Below are 14,911 nucleotides of genomic sequence, written 5' to 3' on the forward strand. Positions count from 1 at the left end.
GTGTGTTTCGCGGGCGGGTATCCCACGCGACCCGGCACTCCCCTTGCCCCACCCGCACATCCCCGGCTAACCTCCGCCGCCTTTCGGAGGTGACCATGACCCGATTCCGCCTGGCGGTCCTGGCCGCGCTGCTCGCCCCGACCGCCGCGGCCGCCGGCCCCATCAGCTGGTCCTACACCAGCTCCGGCGCCAGCGAAGCCGGCTACGGGTTCGACCCCGCCGCGCTCGCGTTCACCACCGACGAGGGCGAAGTCCAGCAGATCTACCCGGCCAACGGGGCGTACGCGCCGTGGTTCGTCAGCCCCATTCCCGTCGAGGGGCCGACCCTCTGGACCCACGTGACCCTCTGGGACACCGCCGCCGCCGAGGCGTACACCTTCCGCATCCCGGTCGTCTTCTCCGACAACGAGCCCGCCCCCGAGGGCGAGTGGGACACGCACGTCCCGCGCATCGGCAGTATCACCCCGTTCGACGTGAAGCTCGGCACGCACAAGTACCACGTCGAGCCGGGGCCGTGGCTCACCCTGAACGTCAGCGTCACCACGACCCCGGAGCCGGCGACCCTCCTGATGGGGGCCGTGGGGCTGGCGGGGGTCGCGATCCCGCGGCGGCGCGGCTGACGGTACGCCTGCGGCACGGCATCGGCCCGGGACTCGGGTATGCTCGTTAGGCCGGGGCGCAAGCCCCGTCGGGCTCTAACGCCCACGGGGCTTGCGCCCCGGCCTAACGAGTCGGCCGCCCCCCGTTCGCCGCACCCTTCCCCACCGGAACGACCCATGCCGAAGCCCGCGAAGAACACGATTTGCCTGTGGTACGACGGCGGAGCCGAGGAGGCGGCGCGGTTCTACGCCAGCGTCTTCCCCGACTCGGCCGTCACCGCCGTCCACCGCGCCCCGGGCGACTACCCCTCCGGCAAGCAGGGCGACGTGCTCACCGTCGAGTTCACCGTGCTCGGCATCCCCTGCCTCGGGCTCAACGGCGGGCCGATGTTCAAGCACACCGAGGCGTTCTCGTTCCAGGTGGCCACCGCCGACCAGGCCGAGACCGACCGCTACTGGGACGCCATCGTCGGCAACGGCGGCCGGGAGAGCCAGTGCGGCTGGTGCAAGGACAAGTGGGGGCTGAACTGGCAGATCACGCCGGTCGCGCTGTCCACAGCGATTTCGAACCCCGACCCCGCGGCCGCCAAGCGGGCGTTCGCGGCGATGATGACGATGCGGAAGATCGACGTGGCCGCCGTCGAGGCCGCCGTCCGCGGCTGAGGGGTCGCATTCGGAGTTCGGCCGCTCGTTAGGCCGGGGCGCAATCCCCGTTCGGGGTTCTGACGCCCGACGGGGCTTGCGCCCCGGCCTAACGGCTGGTGCCCCCAATCTACCGACACAACAGCTGAAGCGCCAACCTTCCCCCGGACGGCACCCGCCGGTACAATGCCCGCGAGCCGCACCCGTAGCTCAACTGGATAGAGCATCGGTCTTCGGAACCGAGGGTTAGAGGTTCAAATCCTCTCGGGTGTACTTCACGTCTCGCCGTCTCGCCCGCGGGAGGAGCCCCGGTGCACGACACCATTCTCCAGTCCATCGGCCGCACGCCGCTCGTGAAGCTGCGGCGCGTCACGGCCGGGCTCGCCCCCACGATCGCGGCCAAGCTCGAATCGCTGAACCCCGGCGGCAGCACCAAGGACCGCGTCGCCGTCGCCATGATCGCCGACGCCGAGAAGCGCGGCTGGCTGCGGCCCGGCGGCACCATCATCGAGGCCACCGCCGGCAACACCGGCGTCGGCCTGGCGATGGCCGCGGCCGTGAAGGGCTACCGCTGCGTGTTCGTGCTCCCCGACAAGATGAGCAGCGAGAAGATCGCCCTGCTGCGGGCCTACGGCGCGGAGGTGGTCATCACCGCGACGAACGTGCCCCCCGACTCGCCGGACAGTTACAACGGCGTCGCCGACCGGCTGGCCCGCGAGATCCCCGGGGCGTGGCGGCCGAACCAGTTCACGAACCTGTCGAACCCCGAAGCGCACTACCGCACCACCGGCCCCGAAATCTGGGAGCAGACCGACGGCCGCGTCACGCACGTCGTCGGCGGTGTGGGCACCGGCGGCAGCCTCACCGGCGTGGGCAAGTACCTGAAGGAGATGAACCCGGACGTAAAAGTGATCGGGGCGGACCCCGAGGGGTCGGTGTTGTCCGGCGGCTCGCCGGCGGCGTGGAAGGTGGAGGGGATCGGCGAGGACTTCGTGCCGCGGACGTTCAACTCGCAGCTGGTGGACGACTGGGTCCGCATCGGCGACGCCGAGAGCTTCCACACCGCCCGCGAGGTGTCGCGGCGCGAAGGGATGCTGGTCGGCGGGTCGTGCGGCACGGCGATCGCCGCGGCCCTCCGCTACGCCCGCCGGCTGACGGCGTCCGACCTGGTGGTGGTGCTGTGCCCGGACACGGGTCGGAACTACCTGAGCAAGATGTACGACGACAGCTGGCTGGCCGCGAACAACCTCCAGATGGTGCCCGAGGTGCCGCACACGGTGGCCGAGCTGCTCGCCGGCCGCGGCGACCGGCCGCTCGTGACCATCGCCCCGACGGCGACCGCGGCCGACGCGGCGGACCTGTTCCGGTCGCGCGGCATCTCGCAGCTGCCGGTGCTGGACCGCGGCAAGCCGGTCGGCAGCGTCCACGAGGTGACGCTGGCGCGGGTGCTGCACGACCACCGCGACCCGGCGAAGGTGACGGTCGGCGAGGTGATGGCCCGCCCGCTGCCGCAGCTGGACGTGGGGACGCACCTGGACGAGGCGTACCGGCTGCTGCTGTCCGGCAACACCGGGGTGCTGGCGACGCTGAACGGCGAGGTCGTCGGGATCGTGACGCGGATGGACCTCATCGACTACTGGACGCGGCAACGTTCGTCGGGAGACGGCAAGTGAGCTCGAACCACGACGGCCACGGCTTCAGCACCCGCGCCATCCACGCCGGCCAGCCGGCCGACCCGACCAGCGGCGCCACCGTGGTGCCGATCTCCGTCAGCTCGACGTTCACCCAGGCGGCCCCCGGCGAGCACAAGGGGTACGACTACGCCCGCAGCGGCAACCCCACCCGCACCGCCCTCGAAACGTGCCTCGCCGCCCTCGAAGGCGGCGAGCGCGGCCTCGCCTTCGCGTCCGGCCTCGCGGCCACGACTGCGGTGCTGCAAAGCCTCCTCAAGCCCGGAGACAACGTCCTCGCCGCGGCCGACCTGTACGGCGGCACCTTCCGCCTGCTCGAGCGCGTCTTCAAGCCGTGGGGCGTCACCGCGACGTACACCGACGACCCCACGCCCGCCGGCTTCGCCTCGAAGTTCACGCCGCAGACGAAGATGGTGTGGATCGAGACGCCGACCAACCCACTGCTGCAAATCCTGGACATCGCCGCACTCGCGGAGCTGGCCCACAGCCGCGGGGCGCTGCTGGTCGTGGACAACACGTTCGCGTCGCCGTACCTGCAGCAGCCGCTCGCGCTCGGCGCCGACGTCGTTGTCCACAGCACCACCAAGTACCTCGGCGGCCACTCGGACGTGATCGGCGGCGCGGTCGTCGGCCCGGCGAAGCTGCTGGAGCCGGTGAAGTTCTTCCAGAACGCGGCCGGCGGCGTGCCGGGGCCGTTCGACAGCTACCTCGTGCTCCGCGGCATCAAGACGCTCGCCGTTCGGATGGACCGCCACTGCGCGAACGCGGCCGAGCTGGCCGCGTGGCTGACGACGCAGAAGGGCGTCGCGAAGGTGTTCTACCCCGGTCTTCCGGAGCACGCCGGCCACGCCGTCGCGGCCCGGCAGATGCGCGCGTTCGGCGGCATGATCTCGGTCCGCGTCGCCGGCGGGATGGACGGCGCACGCCGGTTCACGACCGCGACGAAGCTGTTCAGCCTGGCCGAGAGCCTGGGTGGCGTCGAGTCGCTGGTGAACCACCCGGCGACGATGACGCACGCGAGCATCCCGAAGGCCGTGCGCGAGGCCCGCGGCGTGGACGACGGACTGGTCCGGCTGAGCGTCGGGATCGAGGACGTGGCCGACCTGCGGGCCGACCTCGCGGGGGCGCTGGCGCGGGTGGCCGGCTGATTTCTCACAACTTGCCGGTTGCTCCGCCGGCGCCGGTCGCACAAGATAAGCAGCCGCCCCTCTTTCCTCTCGGGAACTCGTCATGCGTTCCGCTCTACTCACCGCCGCCGTCGTCGCCGCGGTCGCGGCCACCGCCGCCGCGCAGTCCAGCGCCGCGGAAGTGAAGTCCGTCTCCGCCCTGGCGTTCGGGCCGGACGGCGTCCTGTTCGTCGGCGACCCGGCCGGGGCCGCGGTCCACGCCGTCCCCACCGGCGACACGAAGGCCGACGGCGCCGCCGCCGTGGACATCGAGCGCGTCGACGCCAAGATCGCCGGCGTCCTCGGCACCACCGAGAAGGACATCCGCATCAACGACTTCAAGGTGAACCCGGCGAGCGGCAACGTGTACGTGGCCGTGACCCGCGGCGCCGGCGCCGGCACCCCGGCCGTCGTGCGAATCACCCGCGCCGGCAAGGTCGAGTCGGTGTCGCTGAAGAACGCCAAGGCCACGTCGGTGACCCTGCCGAACCCGGCCCAGGGGAAGGGCGCCGCCACCGTCATCACCAGCATGTCGTTCGTGAACGGCAAGCTCATCGTCGCCGGCCTGTCGAACGAGCAGTTCGCCAGCACGCTGCGGGTCATCCCGTACCCGTTCGCCGCCGCCGACAAGGGGGCCGGGATCGAGATCTTCCACGGGGCGCACAACAAGATCGAGACGCACGCCCCGATCCGCACGTTCGTGCCGTACAAGGTGAACGGCGAGGACAACATCATGGCCGCGTACACCTGCACCCCGCTGGTGAAGGTGCCGCTGGCGGACCTGAAGGCCGGCGCCAAGGTGAAGGGCACGACCATCGCCGAGCTCGGCAACGGGAACAGCCCGCTGGACATGATCGTGTACGCGAAGGGCGGCAAGGACTACCTGCTGATGGCCAACAACAAGCGCGGCGTGATGAAGATCCCGACGGAGGGCTTCGGCAGCGCCACGGCCATCACCGCCAAGCTCGACCGCATCCCGTCGGGCGTCCCCTACACGACGGTGTCCGAGTTGAAGGACGTGCTCCACCTCGACAAGCTCGACGCCGACCGGGCGCTGCTGCTGGTCAAGAACGGCGACGGGGCCGACCTGAAGACGGTGCCGCTGCCGTAAGCCCATTCGCCCGGCGAGCGGCCCGCGTCAGCGGGCTGTTCCCGAGCGCATTTCGTGCGCTCGGGAACAGCCCGCTGACGCGGGCCGCTCGCCTTCTCACATCCCATCACGACACCATGCTCGCACTCACCCTCGCGCTCTCGCTCACCTCGCCGACAGCGGACGCCCCCGCCGCCGTGGAGGTCACCGGCCTCGCGCCCCGCGACCTCGCCGCCGCCCGCGACGCCAAGCTCGCCCCCGACCGCTGGCCGGCCGTACTCCGCGTCGTCGTCGCCGGCGGCACCCCCGCCGAGGAGGCCGCCCGCCCGCCCGTTGCCGGAATGGTCGCCGTCACCGACAAGGCGATCCGCTTCACACCCGAGTTCGCGTTCGTCCCCGGGGTGACGTACCGCGCCACCTTCGACCCCGCCCCGCTCAAGCTCGGCGGCCGGCCCGTCACCGCGGCGCTGTCGCTGCCGAAGCCGGCGCCGGGGCCGCGCGTGTCGGTGGTGGCGCTGTACCCGAGTGCCGACCGGCTCCCGGAGAACACGCTCCGCTTCTACATCCAGTTCTCCGGCCCCGTCGCCCGGGGCGACGTGTACCGCTTCCTCCGCCTGGTCCGCGACGACGGCCGCGAGGTCGAGTCGCCGTTCCTTGAGATCGGCGAGGAGCTGTGGTCCACGGATGGCCTGCGGCTGACGGTGCTGTTCCACCCCGGCCGGATCAAGCAGGGGCTGATCCCGCGGATGGAACTCGGCCCCATTCTTGAAGCGGGGCGGCGCTACACGTTCGTCATCTCCGGCGACTGGAAGGACGCCGAGGGCCGGCCACTGGTGTCGGAGTACCGCCGCACGTTCCTGGCGACCGCGGCCGACGACGAACCGGTGAACCCCGACCGGTGGACGCTGATCCCCCCGCGGCCGGGCGGCCCGCTGATCCTGCGCCTCCCCGAGCCGCTGGACCGGGCGCTACTCCAATCGATGGTGTGGGTGGAGGACGAGGCCGGGAAGCGCGTGGAGGCGGTGACGACGGTAGGCGGCGGCGAGCGGGTGGTGACGGTGGAGCCGTCGCGGCCGTGGCGGGCGGGCCGATACCGGCTGGTGGTGGACACGCGGCTGGAGGACGTGTGCGGCAACCGCGTCGGCGAGCCGTTCGAGGTGGACGTGTTCCGCCCCGTACAGCGGCGCATCGAGTCGAAGACGGTGTCGCGGTCGTTCGAGATACGCTAAACCCGGCCCTGCCACACGGACGGGTCGCGGCTGGTGTGGAACACCGACACGATTCGGACGCGGTCGGCCAACTCACGGTAGAACACCCGGTAGTACGGGTAGCCTGTGACTGGCGCGCGGCGGTAGTCGTCGGACACGACGGCGTGCATCCGCGGTTGGGCGGCGATCCGATCGAGAGTCTGCTTCACTGCACGGGCAAACGCCACACCCGACCCGGACCGCAAGCCCTGAAACCAATCGACCGCCTCGTCGAATTCGGCCTGCGCGTCGGCGTGAATCTCGACCGGCAGGCTCATTGTCCGAGCCTCTTCATCGTGGCCGCGTAGACCTCCTCCCACGGAAGCCGCTTGCTCGGGTCGGCGTCCATCTCGGCGTCGCGCCGCCGGAACTCGGCGAGTTGCGAGTCGGTGACCGGCGCGTCATCCGCCGGCTCCGCCTCCATCAGCCGCGCCGCGAGCTCGCGGCGCTCGTCGGGGGTCAGCGCCTCGGCCTGGCGCAGCAGCGATTCCACCGTCATCAGTCGGCCCTCCGCGTTTGCCGCCATCATACCAGCGGTCACGGCTCGCTCACCAGCACGACCAGCGAGTGCGCCGCCAGCCGCAACACCTCGCCCTCCGCGATCACCGGGCCGGTCCCTTCCGCAAGGAAATCGCCGGGCGGTTCCGCGGCGGTGTCCACCACGCGGCGCCACGGCCGGCGCGTCGGCGATCGCGGCACCACGAACTCCACCGGGTCGATCCACGAGTTCATCGCCACGTAGAAGTCGGTGTCCATGCGGTAGTCGTCGTCCAGCTCGCGGCCTGTGAAGCGGCCGTCCAGCGCGAACGCCAGCGTCCGCGCGCCCTCGCCGAAGTCGGGCCGGAACGGCTCCACCCCGTGCCAGTGGATGTCCGCCAGGCCGGCCGTCGCCCACTCGCCGGAGCGGCGCGCCGCGGCCGTCGCGTCGCCGGTCGCGGTCGGCGGCAGGCCCGCGTCGGCCGGGCGGACCGGGCCGCCGGGCGGGAACGAGATCGTGTCCAGCCCCGGCACCATCTGCCCGACCGGGCCGACGAAGAACCGCCGCCGCCGCAGCGCCGGGTGCCGCTTCCTCAGGGCGATCATCTCGCGGGTGAAGCGGAGGAAGTCGGCGTTCGTCTCGGCCAGCGACCAGTCCACCCAGCTGACGGCGTTGTCCTGGCACCAGGCGTTGTTGTTGCCGCGCTGCGTCCGCAGGAACTCGTCGCCGGCCAGCAGCATCGGCACGCCCTGCGACAGCATCATCGTCGCCATCATGTTCCGCGCCTGCCGCGCCCGCAGCGCCCGCACCGCGGGGTCGTCGGTCGGACCCTCGGCGCCGCAGTTCCACGAGCAGTTGTCGTCCAGCCCGTCGCGGTTCTCCTCGCCGTTGGCCTCGTTGTGCTTGCCGTTGTAGCTCACCAGGTCGTTGAGGGTGAAGCCGTCGTGGCAGGTCACGAAGTTGACCGTGTGCCGCGGCAATCGGCTGCTCCACTGGTAGATGTCGGCGCTGCCGCAGACGCGGGCCGCGAGCACGCCGGCGAGGCCGGTGTCGCCGCGCCAGAAGCGGCGCACGTCGTCGCGGTACTTGCCGTTCCACTCGCTCCACCGCCGGCCGAACGGGAACCCGCCGACCTGGTACAGCCCCGCCGCGTCCCACGGCTCGGCGATCAGCTTCGTGTCGGCCAGCACGCCGTCCTCGGTGATGGACTCGATCACCGGCGGGTCGATCATGACGTTGCCGCGGCGGTCGCGGCCGAGCACGCTCGCCAGGTCGAACCGAAACCCGTCCACGTGCATCTCGCCCACCCAGTACCGCAGGCAGTGCATCATCATGTCGCGGACGACCGGGTGGTTGCAGTTCACCGTGTTGCCGCAGCCGGAGTAATTCAGGTAGTCGCCGTTCTCGCCGAGGAGGTAGTACAACTCGTTGTCGAGCCCGCGGAACGAGTACGTCCGGCCGTGGTCGTTCCCCTCGCCGGTGTGGTTGAACACCACGTCGAGGATCACCTCGATGCCGGCCTCGTGGAACGCCTTCACCATGTCGCGGAACTCGGTCAGCTGGCCGTGGTCGCGGGCCGTCGCGGCGAGCGCCGCCTTCGGGGCCGCGAACCCGATCGGCTGGTAGCCCCAGAAGTTCGTCATCTTCTCGCCGGTCGTCGGGTCGGTGAACGGGCAGTCGCACTCGTCCCACTCGAACACCGGCATGAGCTCCACCGCCGTGACCCCGAGGTCCTGGAGGTACGGGATCTTCTCGATGAGCCCGGCGTAGGTGCCGGGGAACCGCACGCCGCTCGACGGGTCGCAGGTGAACCCGCGGACGTGGACCTCGTAGACGACACTGTCTTCGAGCGGCGTCAGCGGCGGGGCGTCGTCGCCCCAGTCGTAGCGGGCGTGGCGGCGGTAGAGGCTACGGCGGCTGGTGCGGGCCGGGTCGGTCTCGCACGTCGCGGCCCAGCTCTCGCCGGCGGAGATGATGCGCGCCGACGGGTCGAGCAGGAGCCGCGACGGGTCGAACCGGTTGCGCTGCCCCTTCGGCCCGTCCACCCGCCACCCGTAGCAGAATACTTCCGGCAGGCCGTGAACCGCGACGTGCCAGTGGTCGCCGGTGCGGTGCCGCTTCCCCGACAGCCTGAACTCCGCGAGCGGCTTGTTCCCGCCGGCCTCGGGTAGGATGACGAGCGTCACGTCGGTGCCGTGACGGCACAGGAGGGCGAAGTTGACGCCGTCCGGCAGCGTAAGAGCGCCGAGCGGGAGCGGCCGGCCGCGGCTGGTGCGGTACTCGGGCATGGGGCGTCCGGAGGAGTAGGGAGCGGCTTAAGACGGCTGGCAGAGGTGGTGCAGCCGGCGCACGAGCGTCAGTGGGTCGGCCGGCTTCAGGAAGAAGTCGGCGGCCCCCGCGGCGGTCGCGGCCGAGCGCTGCGCCGGGTCCGTGTCGCCGGTGACGACGACGACGACAGGGCCGCCGGGCGTGCCCCGCAACTGGCGGATCAGGCGGAGCGGGTCGGAGTCGAGGGACAGGTCCATCAGCACGGCGGACGGGCGGGTGGCGGCGACGAGCCGAATCGCGTCGCGGACGGTGTGCGCCTCGTCGGCGTCGAACCCGCTGAGCCGGAGCATCCCCGCGAGGCTGGCGGACCCGTCGGAATCCGCGTCGAGGACGACGACCCGCGCGCCGCCGAGCGGGCGCGCGGCGAAATCGGTCGCGGTCATGGGCGGGGTGGTGTCACTCACGTTGACCCGATTCTACCCCGCTTTCCGGCGGGGTACAACCGCGTTGACCCGATCACGTCTGCGTGTTCATCTCCCGCTCGCGGATCAGTTCCTGGATGCGGCCGAGCCGCGACCCGATGAACAGCACGTTGTTCAGGTCGAACTCCAGGTTCGCCGGCCCGCCCGTCTTGACGTGCAGGTCGCCCGACCCGAGGCCGAGCACCCAGTGGCGGAACAGGTCGTTCCGCCGCTTCTCCAGGACGACGGAGTGGGTGTCCACCGCGACCTCGCCGTCGCCGATGTCCTGCCGCAAGCGGATCTGCCCGCGGGTGAAGATGAGGTAAACGTACCGGTCGTACACGAACGTGGCGAAGAGCCACACCACGAGCAGCGGCACGGCGATGGCCAGGTAGCCGCCCGCGTTCATGCGGATGTCCAGCCCGCCGACCCACTGGAAGATGGAGTCCCACATGTGGAACTGGGCGAGCACCAGGGTGGCGATAATGAGCCCGGCGATGACGACGATCGACGCCAGCCCGCGGACGGTGAGGTTCGTGAACACCACGACCAGGAGGATGGTCATCACGAAGATGACGCCGTAGTTGTTGTTCCGCGCCACGAGCATGCCGGGCTGGTTGTCGCCCTCGCCGGCCTTCGGCTGCGTCGGCAGTGAGGTTCCCTGCGGGGCGACGAGAACGTCGCGCGGGCCGGCCTCGCCGGGGATGGTCTGTCCCTTCTCGACGAGTGTGCCGGCGGGGACGACGGCCATCCGGTGCCCGTCCATCCAGGTGAGGAACGCGAACACGAACCCGAGCAGCCACACCGGCCACCAGTAGACGAGGTTGGTGTGCCCGAACACGCGGATCTGTTCGTCCGGTACGGCGTCTGTCGGCGCGAGTCCGGCGGGTGGGGCGGTGCTCATGATTCGGCTCCCGGGGCGCGAGTGTCCACGAATGCTCCACAGCAACCCCCGTGCCGGCGGCGGTCTGTATACCAGCCACATGAGTACCCTCCTCCTCCGCAACGGCCGCGTCATCGACGCCGCGCAGAACCTCGACCGGGTCGCCGACCTGTGGCTCGACGGCACCAAGGTGCTCGGCGTCGGCCCGCAGCCCGGCCGCGCCGCCGACCGCACCCTCGACTGCACCGGGCTCATCGTGTCGCCCGGCCTCATCGACATGCACGTCCACCTCCGCGAGCCCGGCCGCGAGGAGGACGAGACCATCGCCACCGGCACCGCCGCCGCCGTCGCGGGGGGCGTCACGTCGGTGGCGTGCATGCCGAACACAGAGCCGGCGCTCGACAGCCGGGCCATGGCCGAGTTCGTGATTCTTCAGGCGAAGCGGGCGGGGAACTGCAACGTCTTCCCGATCGGCGCGGTGACGAAGAACCGCGAGGGGAAGGAGCTGGCCGAGCTCGGCGGGCTGGTCGAGGGCGGGGCGGTCGCCTTCACCGACGACGGCGCCCCGGTCTACTCCGCGGAGATCATGCGGCGGGCGCTCGAGTACTGCCGGATGCTCGACAAGGCCGTCCTCGTTCACGCCGAAATCCTGGAGCTGACCGTCGGCGGCGTGATGAACGAGGGACTCGTGAGCACGTCGCTGGGCCTGCGCGGGATGCCGGCGGTGGCCGAGGACATCATGATCGCGCGGGACATCATGCTGTCGGAGCTGACCGGCGGCCGCTGCCACATCCTCCACGTCTCGACGGCCGGCGGCGTGGACCTGATCCGCCAGGGCCGGGCGAAGGGCGTGAAGATCAGCGGCGAGGCGTGCCCGCACCACTTCATCCTGACCGACGACGAGCTGCGCCGCTTCGACAGCAACTACAAGATGTCGCCGCCGCTGCGCACCCGGAAGGACGCCGACGCGCTGATCGCGGGGCTGAAGGACGGCACGCTGTCGGTGCTGGCGACGGACCACGCCCCGCACGCGCCGGAGAAGAAGGAGCGCGAGCTGGACCAGGCGCCGAACGGCATCCTGGGACTGGAGACGTTCCTGCCGCTGTGCGTGACGCACCTGATCGAGCCGGGCCACCTGACGTGGCCGCAAATGCTGGAGAAGATGACGGTGAACCCGGCGCGGGTGCTGAGCATCAACCGCGGCACGCTGCAGCCGGGGGTGCCGGCCGACGTGACGGTGATCGACCCGACGGCGACGTGGACGATCGACAAGGCGGCGTCGAAGTCGAAGAGCCGCAACACGCCGTTCGACGGCTGCAAGGTGACGGGACGGGCCGTGGCGACAATCGTGAACGGGGCGGTGAAGATGAGCCAGCTGGGGTGACACCGTGACCGAAGCGGAGTGGCTAGCGACCGACGCCGATCCTACGCGTATGTGGGAGTTGGTACAGGGTCGGCCGCGATGGACGCCACGAACCCTACGGCTATTTGTCGCCGCGTTTTGGGATTGGCAGGCTCATCATCGACTATCTGGTGGCGCGATGGAGGACACGATCCGGCGAGCGGAGGCATTTTCACGCTGGGCCGAGACGGGCAAGTTGGGCCACCGCTATCGAGTCAGCCGGAGTCCGAACGTCATCTTCTTCAACGCTTCGGCTGGGCTTGCAGCCCAATTAACAGTTGAGGCAACGAGACCTGCGCGGGACCGGGATCGGGAGATCAGCCGGAGCGCGGCGGCGCGGCTCCTTCGCTGCATCTTCGGCAACCCGTTCCGCCCGGTCGCGCTCGACCCGGCGTGGCGGACGGAAGCGGTCGTCGGCCTCGCCACCGGCATTTACGCCGACCGCGCGTTCGACCGGCTGCCGGTCCTCGCCGACGCCCTGGAGGACGCCGGCTGCTTCGACGCGGACGTGCTCGGCCACTGCCGCGGCCCCGGCCCGCACGCCCGCGGGTGCTGGGTCGTCGATCTGCTCCTCGGCAAGACGTGACGCCGGCGGGGCGTGGTAGAATGCGGGCGACACCCGCCGAGGGCAACCGATGCCGTCACCTTTCCCGGGGATGAACCCGTACCTCGAACAGCATGGCGTGTGGAACGACTTCCACAAGACGTTCCTGGTCACCATGCGGGAACTCCTTACCCCGCAGTTGGTGCCGCGTTACGTCGGCCGCTTGGAGGAGCATGTCCACACCCACAACGTGGACGACGGGCGAACCTCCGCCTTCCAGGACGAGATTCATTCGGTCTACCTGGAGATCCGCGATACGGCCGGCCTTGAGGTGGTGACCACGATCGAACTCCTCAGCCCGTCGAACAAGCGAACCGGGCCGGACCGGGAGGCGTACCGAGCGAGGGTGCGGCGGGTGCTGTCGTCGTCGGCCAACTTCGTCGAGATCGACCTGCTCCGCGGCGGCCCGCGGATGCCGTGGGGGAACCTGCCGGCGTGCGACTACTACGCCCTCGTCAGCCGGCCCGAGACGAGGCCGCGGACGGACGTGTGGCCCGTCGCCCTCCGCGACCGGCTGCCGAGCATCCCGATCCCCGTGCGGGCCGGCGAACCGGCCGCGTAGATCGACCTGCAAGCGCTCCTACACCGCGTGTACGACGCGGCCGGATATGAGGACGCGATCTACACCGGCGAGCCCGAGCCGCGGCTCGCCCCGGACGACGACGCGTGGGCGGCTACCTTCGTGCCCCGTCAGGGGGCGTGACGCAGCGCCTTCCCCGGCAGCGCCCCGGTGTGCGTGCCGCGGTCGAGCACCACCTTGCCGTTCACCACCACGTACTCCACCCCCACCGCGTACTGGAACGGCGCCGTGTACGTCGCCCGGTCGGCCACCGCCGCCGGGTCGAACACCGTTACGTCGGCGAACGCCCCCGGCCGCAGCACGCCGCGGTCGCGCAGGCCCAGCTTCGCCGCGTTCAGGCTCGTCATCTTCCGCACCGCGTCTTCGAGCCTCAGCACGCCGCGATCGCGGACGTACTCGCCGAGCACCCGCGGGAACGTGCCGAAACTTCGCGGGTGCGGGTTGCCGCGCCGCAGCGGCCCCTCCGTCGCCAGCGCGTAGCCGTCCGACCCGACCGAGCACCACGGCTGCGCCAGCGCCAGCGTCATGTCCTTCTCGTCGTGGTGGGCGTACACCGTCGGCACCGACCCGTCCTGCTCCACCAGCACGTCGAACAGCACGTCCAGCGCGTCGGGCAGCGGTGTCTTCCCCTTCTGCTTCTCGCTGATGACGCGGTCCATCGTCAGCCCCTCGTACGGGCCGCGGCCGCTGACGAGCATCCGCGACCAGTCGCCGCCGACCGCGGTGAAGTGGTTGTACCACCCGGGGATGCCGCCCGTGATGTCGGCCTTCATCCGCGTGCGGGCGGCGGGGTCGCGGAGCCGCTCCAGTAGCTTCGCCCGGCCGCCCTCGTGCGCCCACGGCGGCACGATGCTCGACAGGTTGTTGTTGCCGCGGGTGTACGGGTACACGTTGGCCCGCACGTCCACGCCGCGGCGGCGCGCGGCGTCGATCAGCGCCACCACCTCATTCATCCGCCCCCAGAACTGCTGGTCGGCGATCTTGATGTGGATGATGTCCACCGGCACGCCGGCCCGCTCGGCGACGGCGATCATCTCGCGCACGGCGTCGAACACGCCCGTCCCCTCGTTGCGGGTGTGCGCCGAGTAGATGCCACCGCGCCGGCCCGCGGCCTTCGCCAGTTCGACTAGGTCGTCGGTCGTAGCGAGCGACCCCGGCGGCATCGCCAGCAGCGACGACAGGCCGAACGCCCCGTCGCGCATCGCGGCGTCGATCACGGCCTTCATCTGCTCGAACTCGGCGGGCGTCGGCCGGGCGTGCGACTGCCCCATGACCGACTCCCACACGTTGTCGAGGCCGACGTAGGTGGCGACGTTCACGCCCACGCCGGCGCGGTCGATCTCGTCCAGGTAGCCGCGGACGGTCGTCCACTCGAACGTCTTGCCGCGGGCCGTCACCTTGCGGGCCGACAGCTTGCCGACGAGCGGGGCCGCAGAGCGGCCTTCGCCGAGCACCTCCGTCGTGACGCCCTGCCGCACCTTGCTCTCGGCCTTGCCGTCCTCGAACAGCGTCTCGTCGGAGTGCGAGTGGATGTCGATGAAGCCGGGGGCGACGATCTTGCCCTTGGCGTCGATCGTCCGCGCGGCGGTGCCGGTGACGCGGCCGACGGCGGCGATGGTGTTGCCGCGAACGGCCACGTCGCCGGCGAACCACGGGTTACCGGTGCCGTCCACGACGCGGCCGTTGCGGATAACGAGGTCGTAGTCGGGGTCCGCCGGCCGCGCGGGGACGGCGACCACGGCGAGGAGGCCGAGCGCGGAGAGGGCGAGGAGACGCATGGGAACCTCGCGGGAATGTGCG

Annotated in this window: 14 protein-coding genes, 1 tRNA gene and 1 pseudogene; 10 read left to right on the forward strand and 6 right to left on the reverse strand. The window is 70.9% G+C overall.

The window, feature by feature from the left end; translation table 11 throughout:
* Positions 1–95 precede the first annotated feature (95 nt).
* From ETAA1_RS23020 to ETAA1_RS23050, 7 genes are all read left to right on the forward strand, one after another.
* Complete coding sequence (locus tag ETAA1_RS23020; RefSeq protein WP_145242674.1) at positions 96–620, forward strand: PEP-CTERM sorting domain-containing protein; 525 nt, start codon at positions 96–98, stop codon at positions 618–620.
* A 156-nt stretch (positions 621–776) separates the two neighbouring features.
* A complete protein-coding gene (locus tag ETAA1_RS23025; protein WP_145242676.1) occupies positions 777–1,262 on the forward strand; it encodes a VOC family protein in 486 nt (161 codons plus the stop codon).
* 178 nt (positions 1,263–1,440) lie between these two features.
* Positions 1,441–1,514: transfer RNA gene (locus ETAA1_RS23030), tRNA-Arg, on the forward strand.
* A gap of 38 nt (positions 1,515–1,552) precedes the next feature.
* Positions 1,553–2,914, forward strand: coding sequence for a cystathionine beta-synthase (locus tag ETAA1_RS23035; RefSeq protein WP_145242678.1), 1,362 nt, complete (start codon positions 1,553–1,555; stop codon positions 2,912–2,914).
* Positions 2,911–4,080, forward strand: a complete 1,170-nt coding sequence (locus ETAA1_RS23040) for a cystathionine gamma-synthase (protein WP_145242680.1) — start codon at positions 2,911–2,913, stop codon at positions 4,078–4,080. The genes ETAA1_RS23035 and ETAA1_RS23040 overlap by 4 nt, the downstream gene beginning before the upstream one ends.
* Before the next feature lie 82 nt (positions 4,081–4,162).
* On the forward strand, positions 4,163–5,209 hold the full coding sequence (locus tag ETAA1_RS23045) for a hypothetical protein (protein ID WP_145242682.1): 1,047 nt from the start codon (positions 4,163–4,165) through the stop codon (positions 5,207–5,209).
* A gap of 116 nt (positions 5,210–5,325) precedes the next feature.
* Complete coding sequence (locus ETAA1_RS23050; protein ID WP_145242684.1) at positions 5,326–6,417, forward strand: hypothetical protein; 1,092 nt, start codon at positions 5,326–5,328, stop codon at positions 6,415–6,417.
* Here ETAA1_RS23050 and ETAA1_RS23055 read toward each other — a convergent pair.
* The 5 genes from ETAA1_RS23055 to ETAA1_RS23075 form a co-directional block, all read right to left on the reverse strand.
* A complete protein-coding gene (locus tag ETAA1_RS23055; protein WP_145242686.1) occupies positions 6,414–6,713 on the reverse strand; it encodes a type II toxin-antitoxin system RelE/ParE family toxin in 300 nt (99 codons plus the stop codon). The two genes, ETAA1_RS23050 and ETAA1_RS23055, sit on opposite strands and share 4 nt — an antisense overlap.
* Complete coding sequence (locus ETAA1_RS23060) at positions 6,710–6,934, reverse strand: addiction module protein (RefSeq protein WP_202920351.1); 225 nt, start codon at positions 6,932–6,934, stop codon at positions 6,710–6,712. Before ETAA1_RS23060 ends, ETAA1_RS23055 begins: the two co-directional genes overlap by 4 nt.
* A gap of 38 nt (positions 6,935–6,972) precedes the next feature.
* A complete protein-coding gene (glgX, locus tag ETAA1_RS23065) occupies positions 6,973–9,201 on the reverse strand; it encodes a glycogen debranching protein GlgX (protein WP_145242690.1) in 2,229 nt (742 codons plus the stop codon).
* Positions 9,202–9,228: 27 nt separating this feature from the next.
* The gene (locus tag ETAA1_RS23070; protein WP_145242692.1) at positions 9,229–9,624 is read right to left on the reverse strand and encodes a response regulator; all 396 of its coding nucleotides are present in this window, start codon (positions 9,622–9,624) and stop codon (positions 9,229–9,231) included.
* Between the two features lie 73 nt (positions 9,625–9,697).
* A complete protein-coding gene (locus ETAA1_RS23075; RefSeq protein ID WP_145242694.1) occupies positions 9,698–10,546 on the reverse strand; it encodes a hypothetical protein in 849 nt (282 codons plus the stop codon).
* 79 nt (positions 10,547–10,625) lie between these two features.
* Between ETAA1_RS23075 and ETAA1_RS23080 the strand changes: the two genes are divergently transcribed.
* The 3 genes and pseudogenes from ETAA1_RS23080 (at position 10,626) to ETAA1_RS23090 (ending at position 13,234) form a co-directional block, all read left to right on the forward strand.
* The gene (locus ETAA1_RS23080) at positions 10,626–11,909 is read left to right on the forward strand and encodes a dihydroorotase (protein ID WP_145242696.1); all 1,284 of its coding nucleotides are present in this window, start codon (positions 10,626–10,628) and stop codon (positions 11,907–11,909) included.
* A 157-nt stretch (positions 11,910–12,066) separates the two neighbouring features.
* Positions 12,067–12,513 carry a hypothetical protein gene (locus tag ETAA1_RS33050; protein WP_238389286.1) on the forward strand — a complete coding sequence of 149 codons (447 nt, stop codon included), beginning with the start codon at positions 12,067–12,069 and terminating at the stop codon, positions 12,511–12,513.
* A 49-nt stretch (positions 12,514–12,562) separates the two neighbouring features.
* Positions 12,563–13,234 (forward strand): annotated as a pseudogene (locus ETAA1_RS23090) (DUF4058 family protein).
* Here the strand turns inward: ETAA1_RS23090 and ETAA1_RS23100 are convergent.
* Positions 13,222–14,889 carry an N-acyl-D-amino-acid deacylase family protein gene (locus tag ETAA1_RS23100; RefSeq protein ID WP_145242707.1) on the reverse strand — a complete coding sequence of 556 codons (1,668 nt, stop codon included), beginning with the start codon at positions 14,887–14,889 and terminating at the stop codon, positions 13,222–13,224. The pseudogene ETAA1_RS23090 and the gene ETAA1_RS23100 sit on opposite strands and share 13 nt — an antisense overlap.
* Between the last annotated feature and the right edge of the window lie 22 nt (positions 14,890–14,911).

Origin of the sequence: Urbifossiella limnaea (assembly GCF_007747215.1) — a bacterium.
In the GTDB taxonomy this organism is placed as follows: domain Bacteria; phylum Planctomycetota; class Planctomycetia; order Gemmatales; family Gemmataceae; genus Urbifossiella; species Urbifossiella limnaea.